We start from the raw sequence: 16,155 nt of genomic DNA on the forward strand, positions 1-16,155 counted from the left end.
CGCGGGCTTGCGGGAGGTGAGTGCGGGGCGCGGGCTTCCGCGAGGTGAGCGCACGGGCGCGGGCTTGCGGGGGGTGAGTGCGGGGCGCGGGCTTCCGCGAGGTGAGCGCACGGGCGCGGGCTTGCGGGGGGTGCGTGCGGGGCGCGGGCTCCCGCGAGGTGAGCGCGGAGGCCCAGGCGTGCGGAGGTGAGCGCAGAGGCTCCCGGCCTCCGGGAGCCGAGCCCCGAGGTCCAGCCCGGTCTTCCGATCATCGGACAGTAGGCCGATCGGTTGGATCCGCGGCCCCCGCGGGCGTGCCCCCGGTGTCGCTGCCCCGCCCGTGCCCTCCCGCGTGGCAGCGTCACCGGGGTCCCCACGCACGCGAGCAGCAGAGGCATCCGCCCCATGGCAACCGTCCCCCGGCGCCTGAGCGGCGTCCGCGCAGTGACCGTGGCCACCGCCGTCACGGCCCCCCTCGTGATCGCCGCCCCGGCCCCCGCCGTCCCCGCCCCCGATCCGCCCGCCCCCAGCTGCGGCACCCCGGCCGCCGGCGGCTTTCCGCTGGACACCCGGCTCCACGGCGGTCCCGACGACTATCCGGCGGGAGGCCCCTTCCAGGACTGGAACCTGGACCTCACGAACACCACCGACGCCCCCTGCTCGGGCGTCCATCCGGTGCTCGTCCTCACCGACCGGGACCGCGCCCTGAGTCCGGAGCAGATCCGGCTGGAGTTCTACGACGCCGGGTCGGCGCGCTGGCGCCCGGTGTCCTTCGTGTCGACCGACGAGGCGGAGAACGTGGGCGCGTTCACCGGTTTCGGCGGCTTCGCGGTGGCCGCGGGCGAGACGCTCACCGTCCCCGTACGCCTCATGTTCGAGGCGCAGACGGCGCCCGACGAGGTCGTCGTGAACGCGGCGGTCGTGCAGCGCAGGGGCGAGGACGGCGACTGGGTCGGCGAGTCCGGCGACTACCGCCTGACCGTGGGACCCGCCGAGCCCGGCGCGCCCACCGCACCTGACACACCCCGCCCCGCCGACCCGTCGGCGCCGCCCGGCAAGGCGGTCCGTCCGCCCGCCCCGACCGCGCCCGTCACCGGCAGCGCCGAGGCCCCGGCCGACTCCGCGCAGGGTCCCGAACTGGCCAGCACGGGAAGGGAGTCGGAGGTGTACGGGCGGGTCGTCGCCCCGCTCGCCGCGGGTCTCGTCCTGCTCGGCGTCCTCCTGCTCAGGGCCGCCCGCCGCCGCCGGCCCCGCTGAGTCATGCGCCGTACACCTTCCCGTTCATCCCCGTCTGCGACCATCCCCGGATGAACTACCAGAGCAGCCCCGGCGCCCCCGTCCGCTCCGGCATCCCCGAGCACGGCCGCGTCCCCAAGTACTACGCCGTCAAGGCGAAGATCGCCCTGATGGTCGACGAGTTGGGGGAGGGCGGGCTGCTGCCCACCGAGCGTGATCTCGCCGTCCGGTACGAGGTGTCCCGCGAGACCGTCCGGCAGGCGCTGCGCGAGCTGCTCCTGGAGGGGCGGCTGCGCCGCCAGGGCCGCGGCACGGTCGTCGCGGGACCCAAGCTGGAGCAGCCCCTCTCGCTCGCCAGCTACACGGAGGGCGTCCGCCGCCAGGGCCGCCGTCCCGGCCGCAGCCTGATCTCGCTCGACCGGTTCCCCTGCCCGGAGGCGCTGGCCCCCGAGGTCGGGGCCGAGCGGGGCGAGCCCGTCTGGCACATGGAGCGGGTGCTCCTCGCCGACGACGAGCGGGTCGGCCTGGAGAGCACGTACGTCTCCGAGGCCCGCGCCCCGCGCCTGGACGAGGAGTTCGACCCGGACTCCTCCTTCTACGCGTACCTCCACGACCGGCTCGGCATCTCGTTCGGCGACGCCGACGAGCGCATCGAGACCGTCCTCGCGACCCCGCGCGAGGCCCTGCTGATCGGTACGCCGCCGGCTCTGCCGATGCTGCTGCTGCACCGCGTCTCGCGGGACACGGAGGGCCGGCCCCTGGAGCGGGTGCGCACGCTCTACCGGGGCGACCGGTTCAGCTTCACCGCCCATCTGGGGCGACAGGGCTGACCGTCGGGCACCGCGGCCGACACCCTCGTGTGATCACGGAACGGTAACGGGTCTGGTCCAAGCTTGTCGGTCCGTTCACCGTCCCGTCGCCCACCGGATCCGTCCGGTCCACCCGATCCCGCGACCGTCGACGTCATGAAGGTGATCGTCGTAGGAGCCGGCGTGGTGGGAACCATGCACGCCTGGCACGCAGTGGAACGCGGCCACGAGGTCGTACACATCGAGCGCGAGGCCGAGGCGCGCGGAGCGTCCCTCCGCAACTTTGGCCAGATCTGGGTGAGCGGACGGGCGGGTGGCGAGGAGCTCGACACCGCCCTGCGCGCCCGGGAGCTCTGGGAGGGCATCGGCGCCCGCGTCCCCGGCCTGGGCTTCCGGGCCATCGGCTCCCTCACCCCCGTGCGGAACGAGCTCGAACGCGCCGTCGCCGAGGCCGCCGTGGCCCGCCCCGACGCCGCCGCCCGCGGCTACAAGCTGCTCACGGCCGCCGAGGCCCGCGCGGTCAACCCGGCCCTGCGCGGCGACTTCGAGGCCGCCCTGTGGTGCGAGCGGGACGCGGCCGTCGAACCGCGCCTCGCGCAGCTCGCCCTCCGCGAGGCCCTCCTCGCCACCGGGACGTACACGTTCCTGCCGAACCGCGAGGTCCGGGACGTCGTCGGCGAGAGCGCGGTCCGCGACGACCGCGGCGAGATCCACACCGGCGACGCCGTCGTCCTGTGCACCGGCGCCTGGCTCTCCGGCCTCGTCCGCGAGGTCGCCGGCGAGATACCCGTCCGCCGGGTCCGGCTCCAGATGATGCAGACCGAACCCCTCGGCGAGCGGCTCACCACCTCGGTCGCCGACGCCGACTCCTTCCGCTACTACCCGGCGTACGCGTCCCCCGCCCTCGACGCCCTCAACGAGGGCCAGGCACAGGACCCGACCGCCGCCGCCTACAAGATGCAGCTGCTCATGGTGCAGCGGCTCGACGGCGGACTGACCATCGGCGACACCCACGAGTACGAGCACCCCTTCGCCTTCGACACCCTCGAAGACCCCTACGAGCACCTCACCCGCGTCGTCGAGTCCTTCCTCGGCCGCCCGCTGCCGAAGATCCGGCGCCGCTGGGCCGGGGTGTACGCGCAGTGCGTCGACACCAGCCGGGTCGTGCACCGCCAGCGGGTCCGCGACGGCGTGTGGCTGGTGACCGGACCCGGCGGACGCGGCATGACCTGCTCGCCCGCCATCGCCGAGACGACCGCGAACGAACTGGGCTGGTGAACACCGTGAACAAGCAGAACCTCGTCGTCCTGGACATGGCCGGCACGACCGTCGCCGACGGCGGCCTCGTCGAGCAGGCCTTCACGGCCGCCGCCGAACGCCTCGGCGAAGACCCGGCGACGATGATCGACTACGTCCGCGCCACCATGGGCGAATCCAAGATCTCCGTCTTCCGCCACCTCTTCGGCGGCGACGAGGCCCGCGCCCAGGAAGCCAACCTGGCCTTCGAGGCCGCGTACGGAGAGCTGGTCGCCGGCGGTCTCATCGCCCCCGTCCCCGGCGCGGCCGAGGCGATCGCCCGGCTGAAGGACCAGGGCCGCACCGTCGTCCTCACCACCGGCTTCGCCCGGATCACCCAGGACGCCATCCTCGACGCCCTCGGCTGGCGGGACCTCGTCGGACTCACCCTCTGCCCGGCGGACGCGGGCGGCCGCGGGCGCCCCTACCCCGACATGGTCCTCGCCGCCCTCCTGCGCACCGGCGCCGTCGACGACGTCCGGCAGATCGCGGTCGCCGGCGACACCTCGTACGACATGCTCAGCGGCGTCCGCTCCGGTGCCGGGATCGTCGCCGGCGTCCTCACGGGCGCGCACGACGAGGCCGCGCTCAAGGAGCACGGCGCCACGCACGTCCTCCCCTCGGTCGCGGAACTCCCGTCCCTGATCGCGGAGTACGAGGCATGACCAGCGGCATCCGCTTCGACGGCGTCACCGTCACGTACGGCAGCAACACCGTCCTCGACTCCCTGGACCTGACCGTCGAACCCGGCGAGGTGATGGCCCTCCTCGGGCCCTCCGGCTCCGGCAAGACGACCGCGCTGCGGGCCGTCGCCGGATTCGTCCGGCCGGCCTCCGGGCGGGTGCTCATCGGCGACCGTGACGTCACCGCGCTCCCGCCGTACAAGCGGGGCATCGGCATGGTCGTCCAGCAGTACGCCCTCTTCCCCCACCTGAGGGTGGAGGCCAACGTCGCCTTCGGCCTCAAGGCCCAGAAGGTGCCGAAGGACGAGATCCCGGGGCGGGTCGCCGAGGCCCTGGAGATGACCGGGATGGCGGCCTACGCCCAGCGCCACCCCCGCGAGCTCTCCGGCGGCCAGCAGCAGCGCGTCGCCATCGCCCGCGCGCTCGCCATCCGCCCCCGGGTCCTGCTCCTCGACGAACCCCTGTCGGCGCTCGACGCCCAGCTGCGCTCCGGGATGCTGGCCGAACTGGCCCGGCTCCACCGCGAGCTGCCGGACGTGTCGATCCTGTACGTCACCCACGACCAGGTCGAGGCGCTCACCCTGGCCGACCGGATCGCGGTCATGGACAAGGCGCGGCTCCAGGACTGCGGCACCCCGCAGGACCTGTACCGCCGGCCCCGTACGGAGTTCACGGCGTCGTTCGTCGGCAACGCGAACCTGCTGCCGGTGACGGTGGGCGTCGACGGGGTCGCCTTCGCGGGCGCCGAGCTGAAGGTCCCGGTCTCCGACGCGGCCCCCGGCTCGGCCGCCACCCTCTGCGTACGGCCCCACCTCGTCGGACTCGGGGAGGGCCCGAACCCCCTCCGGGGCCGGATCAGCGAGGTCCAGTGGCGCGGGTCCACGCACCGGCTGTACGTGGAAGTCGGCGGACATCGCGTCAAGGCCGACGTACGGGAGCTCCGGGAGACGCCGCCCCTCGGGACCGAGGTGACGCTGCACTTCGCGCCCGAGGACGCGGTGCTGCTGGCGCAGGGGGTCAGCGATGGCTAGTCCCGGCACAGGTCTCCTGGAACGGCGGCCCGCACCGGGGGTCGTGCCCACCGGTTCCGCCCCGGCGGAACGCAGGCCCACCACCGGGTGGCTCTGGGCCCTCCCGCCCGTCGCCGTGCTCGCGCTCGTCTTCCTCTACCCGCTCGCGCTCGTCGTCCGGGAGTCCCTCACCCCCGGTGCGTACGCCGAGGTGTTCGCCTCCGCGTCCTTCCGCGACGCCCTGGTCACCACGGTGTGGCTCGCCGTCGCCGCCACCGTCGGCTGTCTGGTCCTCGGCTTCGTGCTCGCGCTCGTGATCGCGTTCGTGCCCTTCCCCGGCGGGAAGGCGGTGTCGAAGTTCATCGACGTCTTCCTCTCCTTCCCGTCGTTCCTGATCACGCTCGCCCTGCTGTTCCTGTACGGCACGGTCGGCATGGCCAACGGGATCTGGACCGACGTCACCGGGGACCCCGAGGGGCCCTTCCGGTTCCTCACCACCCCGTGGGGCGTCCTCCTCGCCGAGATCACGTACTTCACCCCCTTCGTGATGCGTCCGCTCCTCGCCGCGTTCTCGCAGATGGAGACCGCCCAGCTGGAGGTGGCGTCCTCGCTCGGCGCCCGGCCGCTGCGGATCGTCCGGCAGGTGATCCTGCCCGAGGCGCTGCCCGCGCTCGCCGCCGGCGGCAGCCTCGTCCTCGTCATGTGCCTCAACGAGTTCGGGATCGTCCTCTTCACCGGCGCCAAGGGCGTCACGACCCTCCCGATGCTCGTCTACGGCAAGGCGATCCTCGAATCCGACTACGCCGCCGCCTGCGTCGTCGCCGTCGTCAACGTCGCCCTGTCGGTCGGCCTCTACGTCCTCTACCGGGGGGTGAGCCGCCGTGCTGGTGCATAGCCGCACGGGCCGGTGGACCGCGTGGGCCCTGTTCGCGGTCCTGTCCGTCCCGCTGTTCGCCCTGCCCCTCCTCGTGATCCTCGCCGCCTCCTTCTCCACGCACTGGTCCGGCGCCTTCCCCTCCGGACCGACCGCCGCCCACTACACGGCGGCCGTGCGCGGGGAATCCCTCCAGGCGCTCACCACCAGCCTGGTCACGGCCGTCACCGCGAGCGTGATCGCGCTGACCGTCGGCACCTGGGCGGCGCTCGCCGCCGCGGCCCTCGGCAGGAAGGGCAAGCGGGTCCTCGACGCCCTGTTCATGCTCCCGGTCGCCGTGCCGTCCGTGGTCGTCGGCCTCGCCGTCCTCGTCGCGTTCTCGCAGCAGCCGATGCTCCTCAACGGCACCCGCTGGATCGTGATCCTCGCGCACACCGTCCTCGTCACGGCGTTCGCCCACCAGTCGGTCTCGGCCGCCATCCGGCGCCTCGACCCGATGTACGAGCAGGCGGCGGCCAGCCTCGGCGCCCGCCCCTCGTACGTGCTGTTCCGGGTGAAGCTCCCGCTCCTGCTGCCGTCCCTGAACGCGGCCGCCGGGCTCTGCTTCGCCCTGTCCATGGGAGAGCTCAGCGCCACGATGATGCTCTACCCGCCGGACTGGACCCCGCTGCCGGTGCTGATCTTCACCGCGACCGACCGGGGCTCCCTGTTCACCGGCTCGGCGCTCGCCGTGGTCCTCATGGCGGCGACCCTGCTGGCCCTGCTCGCCGTCTCCCGCATCCGTACCAAAGCCTCGTACCGCTAGTACCCCCCCGTACTGCTAGGAGAGAACAACGTTATGCGTACGTACGCCAAGCCGGTCGCCGCCGTCACCGGCGCCCTCGCCCTCGCCGCCACGCTCAGCGCCTGCTCGGGCTCCTCCGCCGCCTCCGACGAGAAGGTCGTCACCGTCTACAGCGCCGACGGCCTCAAGGGCGAGGCGGGCGACGGCTGGTACGACAAGGTCTTCGCCGACTTCGAGAAGCAGACCGGCATCAAGGTCAAGTACGTCGAGGGCGGCTCCGGCGAGATGGTGCAGCGCGCCCTCCGCGAGAAGTCCAACACCCAGGCCGACGTGCTCGTCACCCTGCCGCCCTTCATCCAGCAGGCCGGTTCCAAGGGCCTGCTCCAGTCGTACGAGCCGAAGGGCGCCGACCAGGTCGACGGCGCCGACAAGTCGGACGACGGCACCTGGACCTCCGTCGTCAACAACTACTTCGGCTTCGTCCACAACGAGAAGGAGCTGCCGGCCGCGCCGAAGACCTGGGAGGAGCTGCTCGACGCGAAGTACAAGGACAAGCTGCAGTACTCCACCCCCGGCGTCGCGGGCGACGGCACCGCCGTCCTCATCAAGGCGATGCACGACTTCGGCGGCAAGGAGCCCGCCATGGAGTACCTGAAGAAGCTCCAGGCCAACAACGTGGGCCCGTCCTCCTCCACCTCCAAGCTCGCCCCCAAGGTCGACAAGGGCGAACTCCTCGTCGCCAACGGCGACGTGCAGATGAACTTCGCCCAGGCCAAGTCCATGCCGAACCTCGGCATCTGGTTCCCGGCGAAGGACGGCGGCAAGCCGACCACCTTCGCCCTGCCGTACGCCGCCGGCCTGGTGAACAAGGCCCCGCACACCGAGAACGGCAAGAAGCTCCTCGACTTCCTGCTGAGCGAGGGCGCCCAGCGCGAGGTCAGCGGGATCGGCGGCGGCTTCCCGGCCCGCAAGGACGTCAAGCCCACCGATGCCAACGCCATCGAACTGGCCAAGCTGATGGAGGGCGTCGAGGTCTTCGAGCCGGACTGGGCCGACATCGACGAGAACCTGGCGGCGTACGTCGACGCGTGGAAGTCCGCGACCGGCAGCTAAGAGTTCACCGCACGACCCTGGAAAGCCTCCGAACATCGCGGAAAGATAACGGGTACGGACCAACGCCCCTGAGAGATCAGGGGCGTTGGTGTGCGCTCACACCCCTTCCACGGACTCCACGGAGGACTCCGACATGCCGATCAACGGCATCTCCCGCCGCACCGTGCTCGCCGCCGCCGGTGCCACCGCGGCCGTCGCCGCCACCGGACTCGCCACCGCCCCCGCCGCCCAGGCCGCCCCCGCCGCCCCGACGCTCCCGGACGGCACCAGCAAGGACAAGGTGCTCGTCGTCGGCATGGACGGCCTGCGCCACGACCGGATCGACGCCGCCAAGGCCCCCACGCTCAAGTCCCTGATGGCGAACGGCACCTACGGCCGTTCCCTGCTCTACGCCAACCCGATGGCCGCGACCTCCTCCGGCCCCGGCTGGTCCACGATCTCCACCGGCGTCTGGCCCGACAAGCACGGCGTGAAGGACAACACCTTCACCGGCAAGAACTACGGCCGCTACCCCGGCTTCCTGGCCCGCCTGCACCAGGTCCGCCCCGAGCTCTCGCTGTTCGCCGCCGTCGACTGGCCGGAGCTCGACACCCACGGCACCGTCACCCCCGGCGCCGACGCCAAGCTCGTCTACGACAACGACTACGTGGTCAACGACAAGCTGATCACCGACATCACCGAGGACGTCCTGCGCAACCAGAACCCCGACGTCCTCTTCGTCTACTTCGGCGAGACCGACGAGATCGGCCACAACTACGGCGCGGCCAGCCCCAGGTACCTCGACGCCATCGACGTCCAGGACGGCTATCTCGGACGGCTCCTCGCCGCCGTCCGGGCCCGCCCGGCCTACGCCACCGAGCGCTGGACGGTCATCGTCGCCACCGACCACGGCCACACCGACGCCGGCGGCCACGGCGGCTCCAGCATCGAGGAGCGCCGCACCTTCGTCCTCGCCCAGGGCCCCGGCATCACCGCCGGCGCCCGCCCCCTCGACACCCGGCTCGTCGACGTCGCCGCCACCGTCTTCCGGCAGCTCGGCATCGTGCCCGACCCCGCCTGGGGCCTCGACGGCAAGCCGGTCCAGGACCGCTCCACGGACCCCTTCGACACCCTCCAGTCCTCCCTGACCGGCCGCGTCGACGAGACCGGCATCCCCGCCGGGATCCTCGGCTTCACCCACACCGCGCCCAGCGGCTGGTCCGTCATCAACAACGCCATGGGCACCGGCGGCATGACCGAGTGGCGCGGCTGGTCCTTCGCCACCGACGAGTTCTGGTCCCGCACCCAGCGCGACCAGTCCCGCGAGCTCAACGTCCGCGCCCGGGGCGTCTTCGCCGTCGCCGACTCCGACGAGTGGGCCGACACGTCCTTCTCCGGTACGTACGACTCGACCCTGGTCACGCCCGCGTACGGAGTGTCCGGCGCGTCCTCCGTGACGCTCGGCTTCACGACCCTCTACCGCCAGGAGGGCAGCCAGACCGCCCAGATCCTGGCGAGCTTCAACGGCGGCACCCCCACGCTCGTCAAGAGCTACACCGCCGACGTCATCTCGCAGCCCCAGTCCGTCACCGTCGCCGTTCCCGCCGGCGCCTCCAGCGTGAGCTTCCGCTTCCGCTACACCGGCTCCAACAACTGGTACTGGACGATCGACGGGGTCAAGATCAGCACATCCTGATTACCCTGGGGGCGTCGCCACAGCGCTGTCGCGGCGCCCCCAGCACACCGCACGTCCGTACGGCAGGAGTCCCGCACCCATGGCAGAGCGCAAGCCGATCGAATCCTGGCTGACCGACATGGACGGCGTCCTCATCCACGAGGGCGTGCCGATCCCCGGCGCCGACGCGTTCATCAAGAAGCTGCGGGAGACCGGGAAGCCCTTCCTGGTCCTCACCAACAACTCGATCTACACGGCCCGCGACCTGCACGCCCGCCTCGCCCGCATGGGCCTTCAGGTCCCCGTCGAGAACATCTGGACCTCGGCCCTCGCCACCGCCAAGTTCCTCGACGACCAGCGCCCGGGCGGCACCGCGTACGTCATCGGCGAGGCCGGCCTCACCACCGCGCTGCACGACATCGGCTACGTCCTCACCGACCACGACCCGGACTACGTGGTGCTCGGCGAGACCCGGACGTACTCCTTCGAGGCGATGACGAAGGCGGTCCGCCTCATCAACGCGGGCGCCCGCTTCATCTGCACCAACCCCGACGAGACCGGCCCTTCCCTGGAGGGCCCGCTCCCGGCCACCGGCTCCGTCGCCGCGCTCATCACGAAGGCCACCGGCAAGGAGCCGTACTTCGCGGGCAAGCCGAACCCGCTCATGATGCGCACCGGCCTCAACGCGATCGGCGCCCACTCCGAGTCCAGCGCGATGATCGGCGACCGGATGGACACCGACATCCTCGCCGGACTGGAGGCGGGCATGCAGACCTTCCTGGTCCTGACCGGTCTGACCACGCAGGCGGAGATCGACCGCTTCCCGTTCCGCCCGTCGAAGATCGTCCAGTCGATCGCCGACATCGTCGACCGCGTCTGAGGACCGCGCGCCGGCCCCTGCGGATGCGAGAAGCGCCGATCCGGGTGACCCTGCCAGTATCAGGAGGTCACGATGCGTTCAGGTCCCATTGCTCTCCGTGCCGCAGGGGCGGCCCTGGTGCTCGTCCTGGCACCGGCGGCCGGCGGCGCGTACGCCCACGACGGGGTGCAGGCCGCCGTCACCCCCTCCACGGCCGCGCCCGGCGCCGAGGTCGACGTCCGTGTCCAGGGCTGCGAGGGCGCGACCGGCGCCGCCACCTCCACGGCGTTCGTCGCCGACGCGGAGCTGACCGGCCGGGACGGCGGGGGACGGCCGCTCTTCGGCGACACGACCCTTCGCTCCGGCCTCCAGGACGGTACGTACGCGGTCAGCGTGACCTGCGACGGCCACGCCCACCGGGACGCCGGCGCCGTCGTCGTCCGGCACCACCAGGAGCCCACCCACCGGCCGACGCACCCCGCCACCCCGGTGGCACCGGTCCGCGCCGGAGGGGGCGGCACCGCCGCGTTCGCCGCGCCCGCGGCACCCGGCGTCGCCCAGACCACCTCCGCGAGCGGCCTCGGCACCCCGTACACCCTGCTCGGCCTCGGCATGGCCGCGGTCGCCGCGGTGGCGGTCGCCTTCCGCAGCTCGCGCCGCCGCGCCGAATCCGGCGGCGACGGCGGGTGACCGTGCCGCCCGGCACCCGCCCGACGGGCACCGGGCGCCTCGTCACCGGCGTGACCTGGGCACTCCTGCTGTCCGGACTCTGGCTCTGGGGCCGTGAGGCCACCGACGGACCCGGCGGCAGCTCCGCGCCGACCACCGGCGACATCGCCGCCGTCGGCCGCCCGCCGGGCGTCGAGCTGCCCCCGGCCCGTGACCCCCTGCCGGCCCTCGAACCCCGCCGGGTCGACATCCCCTCCCTGGGCATCAGCGCACCCGTCGTGGCGCGCGGCCTGGACGACACGGGCGCCGTCGCCCCGCCGCCCTACGCGATGCCGCACACCGTCGGCTGGTTCGGCACCGGCACCCGGCCGGGCGCCGCCGGGGCGGCCCTGCTCGTCGGCCACGTCGACACCGAGACCCGTCCGGCCGTCTTCTACGGCCTGAGCGCGGCCCGCCCCGGGGCGAAGGTCCGCGTCACCCGGACGGACGGATCGGTCGCCGAGTTCACCGTCGACGACGTCCGGGTCTTCCCGCGCGAGGACTTCGACGCGGCCGAGGTCTACGGCGCCCGCGATCCCCACCGCGCCGAGCTGCGGCTGATCACCTGCGGGGGCACCTTCGACCGGGCGACGGGCACGTACACGGCGAACGTGGTGGTCTCCGCGTATCTGACGGGGACGGGCGCGTCGTAACCGACCGGAGAAAGACCGCGCCGGAGAAAGACCGCGCCGGAGAAAGACCAAGACCCCCTCACCATCGGTGAGGGGGTCTTGACTCTGCGTGCGCCGCCAGGGACTCGAACCCCGGACCCGCTGATTAAGAGTCAGCTGCTCTAACCAACTGAGCTAGCGGCGCCTGCTGACAGAGAGAACTCTACCTGACGTGCGGGTGTGCTCCTGACCTCCGCCAGGCGTCTCCGGCCTGTCGGATGGTCGTATCGGGCCGTCGATCCGTCAAAATGCGATTTGTCCGGACAGTTGAGACACTGACGCCCGAAACGAGGGTCCCAAAAGATCTTGATGAGTGTGGAGGGGAATCGCATGAGCGTGCCGGTCTTCGAGGAATTCGAACCAGCGGCGGACTGCGGATGCCCGGGCTGCGCCCGGCAGCGGCGTGACCTCGCCCTGGGGCTGCCCGTCCGGTCCGGTGGCCACCCGGCGGCGCACGGCGCCCGTCGCGCGCTGGTCCTGGTGACGGCGGCGGGGGTGGTCCTGGGCGGGGGCGGGACCGGAGTGGCGACGGCCCTCACCGGCTCGCCGGGCCCGCTCGCCCCGGCGGACGCGGACCCGGTCGCGGTGGACCCGGCCGTCCTGACGGATCCGGCCCCGCGGACCGGGGTCTCGGACACCCCCTGGCCCGGACCCGAGTCCCCGCAGGGCGGGCGGGGTCCGCTGCACGGCGGCGCACCGGGCCCCGGCGCCGACCCGGCCCCGGACGCGTCCCCGACGACCAGTCAGATCGCGACGGAGACGCTGCGGCAGACGACCCGCGCGGAGATCATCAACCGGGCCAAGACGTGGGTCTCCGCCCAGGTCCCGTACTCCATGGACAAGTACTGGTCGGACGGCTACCGCCAGGACTGCTCCGGCTACATCTCGATGGCCTGGAACCTGCGCAGCAACGAGTGGACCGGCAGCCTCGACCGCTTCGCCGTACGGATCGACCGCACCGAGCTCCAGCCCGGCGACATCCTGCTCTTCCACAACCCGGCGAACCCGACGCGCGGCTCGCACGTCACGGTCTTCGGCGGCTGGACCGACTACACGCACACCTCCTACACCGCCTACGAGCAGACGAAGCCGCGCACGCGCAAGCAGGCGACGCCCATGGCGTACTGGGAGAACTCCGACCGGTACGTGGCCTACCGCTACAAGGGCGTGGTGAGCGGCGGCACCGGCGGCGGGGCGCTGCCCACGGAGGCGGCCCCCTATCCCGGTGCGGCCGCGTTCGGCCCCGGTGCGAACAACACGTACGTCACCCGGCTCGGGGAGCTGCTCGTCGGGCGCGGCGGCGGGCGGTTCTACACGAAGGGCCCCGGCCCCAAGTGGGGCGAGGCCGACCGCCGGGCGACCCAGGCGTTCCAGCTCGCGCAGGGCTGGAAGGGCAAGGAGGCGGACGGTCTCCCGGGGCCGCAGACCTGGAAGCTGCTCGTGACCGGCGGGGGCAAGGACATCGGCGGTTCGAGTGGTTCGAGCGGTCCGAGCACGAATGCGACGGGGTTTCCCGGGCGTGGCTACTTCCGTCCGGGCCAATCCAGCGCATATGTGGAGAAGCTGGGCAAACAACTGGTGAAGCGGGGCTTCGGCAAGCACTACCTGTCGGGACCCGGTCCGCGCTGGACGGAGGCGGACCGCCGCAACGTCGAGGCGTTCCAGCGGGCACAGGGCTGGCGCGGCGCAGCGGCCGACGGCTACCCGGGCCCGGAGACCTGGCGGCGTTTGTTCCGATGACCCCGAGAGCATGAGGTGGACCCGAATGACGGCATCGACCCCGAACTCCGCGGATTCCGGCGCGGCGGCCTCGCGTGACGCGGCCCGCACGGCCAGACGCCTGACGGACGGCACCCTCCCGCGCACGTCCCCACCGGACCCGAAGGAGCTCCACGAGCGGACACCCGCACCGGCCCCGGACGCCGGCCCACCGACACCGGCCGAGCCGACACCGACACCGGCCGAGCAGACGGCGATGGCGACGGCGACGGTGCGCGCGGAGCCGGGAGGGCCGGAGGAAGCGGGGGAGGCCGTGGCGGCGCGGGGTCCGGGTGTGCCCGTCGACGGTGCGCCCGCCGAGGGCGCGGCTGAGGTTCCGGTGTCCGCGGTCGCGGAACTCGTCGCGGCGGGCTCGGCGTCCGGCGTGGCGGGGCTCGTCGCGCCGGGGTCGACGACGGAGGCGGCACCGGTTCCCGAGCCGGGGCCGGTGCCGGTGGCCGAGACGGTGACGGAGGCCGAGGTCGCACCGGTGGCCGAGGCATCGCCGGTGGCCGTGACCGCGTCAGCGCCGGTGTCGTTGACCCGGCCCACACCTCCGGCCGTGGATCCCACGCCTCCGGTCGCGGATCCCTCGCCGGAGGCCGCGGTCCCCGAGGCTGACGGGACCGCCCCGGCGGTCGGCGGCGGGGCGCCCCTCGACTTCGGGCGGATCAAGGGGGCGCGGGTCGGTACCGTCGCCGTGCCCGTCGCCGCCGTGGTGCGGGTCGCGCGGCGGAAGAACGTGATCGGGGCCGAGACCACCGGCTCCATCCCGGTGCACCTCCTCTTCCGGGACCAGCCCGAGACCGCCGTACCCGTCGCGACGGGCGACGACGGGGGCCCCGACACCATCGCCATGGCCGCGCCCACCCTGCCGGCGGCGGGCCGCAAGCCCGCGATCCCGGCCCCGTCGAAGGTCCAGGCGCCGGCCAGGACGGACGCGGGAACCGGGTCCGGGTCCCGTCCCGAGCCGGCGTCCACGCCGGAGGCGAAGGCCCGGCGCGAGGCCAGGGCCGCGTCGAAGTCCCGCCCCGCGCCCACCGCCGATCCCGCTCTCGTCGAGCGGCCGGGGCCGGTGCTGCCCGGGTGGGTGGGCGTCGTCGCCGGGGTGCTGGCCGTCGCCTGGTGCGCGGCGGTCGTGTGGTGGGCGGGGGCGGTGCCCGCCGAGGCGGCGCGGATGCTGCGGCTGCCGACGCGTCCGTACCAGGGCATCCCTCTCGGACAGTGGGCCCTGCTGGCCCTGGGCGTGGTGTGCGCCCTCTTCTCGCTGGGCGGTCTGGGTCGCGGCCGGGTCGGCTACGCCTGGGTGCTGACCCTGTTCGGCGAGTACCGGGGCACGGTCCGCCGTACGGGCCTGCTGTGGGTGAGTCCGCTGCTGCTGCGCCGCCGGGTGGACGTCCGGCTGCGGCACTGGCGCAGCGAGCCGCTGTCGGCGGTGGACGCGAAGGGCACCGCGCTGGACGTGACCGTGCTGGTGGTGTGGCGGGTGCGGGACACGGTCCGGGCGGCGCTCGGGGTAGACGGGCACGAGGACTATCTGCGGGAGCAGGTGGAGGCGGCGATGGCCCGGGTGCTCTCGCAGCTCCCGGCGGACGCGTTCCACGAGGACGCGCCGACGCTGCGGGACGCGGAGGCGGTCGGCGAGGCCCTGACGCGGATGCTGTCGGCGGAGTGCGCCCCGGTCGGCGTGGACGTGTTCTCGGCGCAGCCGACGCGCATCGAGTACGCGCCGGAGGTGGCGGCGGCGATGCGGCGGCGGCGGATCGCGGCGATCGACGCGAAGCACCGGGACAGCGTCCTGACGTCGGTGGTGGACGCGGTGGACGACGTGGTCCACCGGCTGACCAGTCGTGGTCTGGTGGAGCTGGACGACTACGAGCGCAAGGCGCTGGTCAAGGACCTGACGGTGGCGTTCTACACGGGCAGGACGGGGCCGGTAGAGGGGGCGTGACGGGGATGGACATGTTCAACTTCCGTCCATACCTTGGTACTTGGTCCAGACCAAAGTACGAGTGAAGCGCTGGAACAGCGCGGCAGTACCCGTACGCGCGCGCACGGCCCAATGGAACTCCCCCACGTTCTCCTGGAGCGACAGCATGCGCAAAAAGTCAGTCGGGGCGGCGGTGGTGGCGCTCGGCGTCGCCGGCGTCACCTTCCTCGGCACCGGCACCGCCGGCAGCCACGGCTACACCGACTCGCCGATCAGCCGCCAGAAGCTCTGCGCCAACGGCACCGTGACCAACTGTGGCCCCATACAGTGGGAGCCGCAGTCGGTCGAGGGCCCGAAGGGCTTCCCCGCCACCGGTCCCGCCGACGGGAAGATCTGCTCGGCCGGACTCTCGCAGTTCGCACAGCTCGACGACCCGCGGGGCGGCGCCTGGCCGACGACGCGGCTCACGGCGGGGCAGAGCTACAACTTCCGGTGGCAGTTCACCGCCCGGCACGCCACCACCGACTTCAAGTACTACATCACCAAGAACGGCTGGAACCCGAGCCAGAAGCTGACCCGGGCCGCGCTCGACTCCCAGCCGTTCCTCACCGTCCCCTACAACAACCAGCAGCCGCCGGCGACGCTCACGCACTCCGGGACGATCCCGGCGGGCAAGACGGGCCGGCACCTGATCCTGGCGGTGTGGACGATCGCGGACACCGCGAACGCCTTCTACGCCTGCTCGGACGTCACGTTCTGACGGTTCAGTTCTGATGGGCCGTCAGCTACAG

15 protein-coding genes and 1 tRNA gene are annotated in these 16,155 nt (G+C 72.9%); 15 read left to right on the forward strand and 1 reads right to left on the reverse strand.

Features of this window, described 5'->3' with window-relative positions; all coding sequences use genetic code 11:
* Window positions 1-384 precede the first annotated feature (384 nt).
* From ABTY59_RS04450 to ABTY59_RS04505, 12 genes are all read left to right on the forward strand, one after another.
* On the forward strand, window positions 385-1,236 hold the full coding sequence (locus ABTY59_RS04450) for a hypothetical protein (RefSeq protein ID WP_352017400.1): 852 nt from the start codon (window positions 385-387) through the stop codon (window positions 1,234-1,236).
* Between the two features lie 50 nt (window positions 1,237-1,286).
* The gene (locus tag ABTY59_RS04455) at window positions 1,287-2,045 is read left to right on the forward strand and encodes a GntR family transcriptional regulator (RefSeq protein ID WP_352017401.1); all 759 of its coding nucleotides are present in this window, start codon (window positions 1,287-1,289) and stop codon (window positions 2,043-2,045) included.
* A 135-nt stretch (window positions 2,046-2,180) separates the two neighbouring features.
* Complete coding sequence (locus ABTY59_RS04460) at window positions 2,181-3,302, forward strand: TIGR03364 family FAD-dependent oxidoreductase (protein ID WP_352017402.1); 1,122 nt, start codon at window positions 2,181-2,183, stop codon at window positions 3,300-3,302.
* Complete coding sequence (locus tag ABTY59_RS04465; RefSeq protein ID WP_352017403.1) at window positions 3,299-3,985, forward strand: phosphonatase-like hydrolase; 687 nt, start codon at window positions 3,299-3,301, stop codon at window positions 3,983-3,985. The genes ABTY59_RS04460 and ABTY59_RS04465 overlap by 4 nt, the downstream gene beginning before the upstream one ends.
* On the forward strand, window positions 3,982-5,034 hold the full coding sequence (locus ABTY59_RS04470) for an ABC transporter ATP-binding protein (protein ID WP_352017404.1): 1,053 nt from the start codon (window positions 3,982-3,984) through the stop codon (window positions 5,032-5,034). Before ABTY59_RS04465 ends, ABTY59_RS04470 begins: the two co-directional genes overlap by 4 nt.
* Window positions 5,027-5,908 (forward strand): 2-aminoethylphosphonate ABC transporter permease subunit, encoded by an 882-nt coding sequence (locus ABTY59_RS04475; protein WP_352017405.1) that lies wholly within the window; start codon window positions 5,027-5,029, stop codon window positions 5,906-5,908. The genes ABTY59_RS04470 and ABTY59_RS04475 overlap by 8 nt, the downstream gene beginning before the upstream one ends.
* Window positions 5,895-6,692, forward strand: coding sequence for an ABC transporter permease (locus tag ABTY59_RS04480; RefSeq protein WP_352017406.1), 798 nt, complete (start codon window positions 5,895-5,897; stop codon window positions 6,690-6,692). The genes ABTY59_RS04475 and ABTY59_RS04480 overlap by 14 nt, the downstream gene beginning before the upstream one ends.
* Window positions 6,693-6,725: 33 nt before the next feature.
* The gene (locus tag ABTY59_RS04485; protein WP_352017407.1) at window positions 6,726-7,784 is read left to right on the forward strand and encodes a 2-aminoethylphosphonate ABC transporter substrate-binding protein; all 1,059 of its coding nucleotides are present in this window, start codon (window positions 6,726-6,728) and stop codon (window positions 7,782-7,784) included.
* 133 nt (window positions 7,785-7,917) lie between these two features.
* The gene (locus ABTY59_RS04490; protein ID WP_352017408.1) at window positions 7,918-9,459 is read left to right on the forward strand and encodes an alkaline phosphatase family protein; all 1,542 of its coding nucleotides are present in this window, start codon (window positions 7,918-7,920) and stop codon (window positions 9,457-9,459) included.
* 79 nt (window positions 9,460-9,538) lie between these two features.
* Complete coding sequence (locus tag ABTY59_RS04495) at window positions 9,539-10,318, forward strand: HAD-IIA family hydrolase (RefSeq protein WP_352017409.1); 780 nt, start codon at window positions 9,539-9,541, stop codon at window positions 10,316-10,318.
* A 72-nt stretch (window positions 10,319-10,390) separates the two neighbouring features.
* A complete protein-coding gene (locus ABTY59_RS04500; protein WP_352017410.1) occupies window positions 10,391-10,987 on the forward strand; it encodes a hypothetical protein in 597 nt (198 codons plus the stop codon).
* The gene (locus tag ABTY59_RS04505) at window positions 10,984-11,658 is read left to right on the forward strand and encodes a class F sortase (protein ID WP_352017411.1); all 675 of its coding nucleotides are present in this window, start codon (window positions 10,984-10,986) and stop codon (window positions 11,656-11,658) included. The genes ABTY59_RS04500 and ABTY59_RS04505 overlap by 4 nt, the downstream gene beginning before the upstream one ends.
* Before the next feature lie 89 nt (window positions 11,659-11,747).
* Here the strand turns inward: ABTY59_RS04505 and ABTY59_RS04510 are convergent.
* A tRNA-Lys gene (locus ABTY59_RS04510) sits at window positions 11,748-11,821 on the reverse strand.
* 185 nt (window positions 11,822-12,006) lie between these two features.
* Here ABTY59_RS04510 and ABTY59_RS04515 point away from each other — a divergent pair.
* The 3 genes from ABTY59_RS04515 to ABTY59_RS04525 all read left to right on the forward strand — a co-directional run bounded on the left by ABTY59_RS04515 (window position 12,007) and on the right by ABTY59_RS04525 (window position 16,124).
* Complete coding sequence (locus ABTY59_RS04515; RefSeq protein ID WP_352017412.1) at window positions 12,007-13,416, forward strand: peptidoglycan-binding protein; 1,410 nt, start codon at window positions 12,007-12,009, stop codon at window positions 13,414-13,416.
* A gap of 25 nt (window positions 13,417-13,441) precedes the next feature.
* A complete protein-coding gene (locus tag ABTY59_RS04520) occupies window positions 13,442-15,385 on the forward strand; it encodes an SPFH domain-containing protein (protein WP_352017413.1) in 1,944 nt (647 codons plus the stop codon).
* A 145-nt stretch (window positions 15,386-15,530) separates the two neighbouring features.
* Window positions 15,531-16,124, forward strand: a complete 594-nt coding sequence (locus ABTY59_RS04525) for a lytic polysaccharide monooxygenase auxiliary activity family 9 protein (protein WP_352017414.1) — start codon at window positions 15,531-15,533, stop codon at window positions 16,122-16,124.
* Window positions 16,125-16,155 lie beyond the last annotated feature (31 nt).

The sequence above is a fragment of the Streptomyces sp. NPDC096079 genome, from assembly GCF_040303145.1.
Lineage (GTDB): Bacteria > Actinomycetota > Actinomycetes > Streptomycetales > Streptomycetaceae > Streptomyces.

Excerpts from the sequence above, each read along its gene's own strand:
- ABTY59_RS04525 (WP_352017414.1), top strand. The coding sequence starts at position 15,531 with ATGCGCAAAAAGTCAGTCGGGGCGGCGGTGGTGGCGCTCGGCGTCGCC.
- ABTY59_RS04455 (WP_352017401.1), top strand. The coding sequence starts at position 1,287 with ATGAACTACCAGAGCAGCCCCGGCGCCCCCGTCCGCTCCGGCATCCCC.
- ABTY59_RS04475 (WP_352017405.1), top strand. The coding sequence starts at position 5,027 with ATGGCTAGTCCCGGCACAGGTCTCCTGGAACGGCGGCCCGCACCGGGG.
- ABTY59_RS04490 (WP_352017408.1), top strand. The coding sequence starts at position 7,918 with ATGCCGATCAACGGCATCTCCCGCCGCACCGTGCTCGCCGCCGCCGGT.
- ABTY59_RS04500 (WP_352017410.1), top strand. The coding sequence starts at position 10,391 with ATGCGTTCAGGTCCCATTGCTCTCCGTGCCGCAGGGGCGGCCCTGGTG.
- ABTY59_RS04515 (WP_352017412.1), top strand. The coding sequence starts at position 12,007 with ATGAGCGTGCCGGTCTTCGAGGAATTCGAACCAGCGGCGGACTGCGGA.
- ABTY59_RS04495 (WP_352017409.1), top strand. The coding sequence starts at position 9,539 with ATGGCAGAGCGCAAGCCGATCGAATCCTGGCTGACCGACATGGACGGC.
- ABTY59_RS04450 (WP_352017400.1), top strand. The coding sequence starts at position 385 with ATGGCAACCGTCCCCCGGCGCCTGAGCGGCGTCCGCGCAGTGACCGTG.
- ABTY59_RS04520 (WP_352017413.1), top strand. The coding sequence starts at position 13,442 with ATGACGGCATCGACCCCGAACTCCGCGGATTCCGGCGCGGCGGCCTCG.
- ABTY59_RS04485 (WP_352017407.1), top strand. The coding sequence starts at position 6,726 with ATGCGTACGTACGCCAAGCCGGTCGCCGCCGTCACCGGCGCCCTCGCC.
- ABTY59_RS04460 (WP_352017402.1), top strand. The coding sequence starts at position 2,181 with ATGAAGGTGATCGTCGTAGGAGCCGGCGTGGTGGGAACCATGCACGCC.
- ABTY59_RS04470 (WP_352017404.1), top strand. The coding sequence starts at position 3,982 with ATGACCAGCGGCATCCGCTTCGACGGCGTCACCGTCACGTACGGCAGC.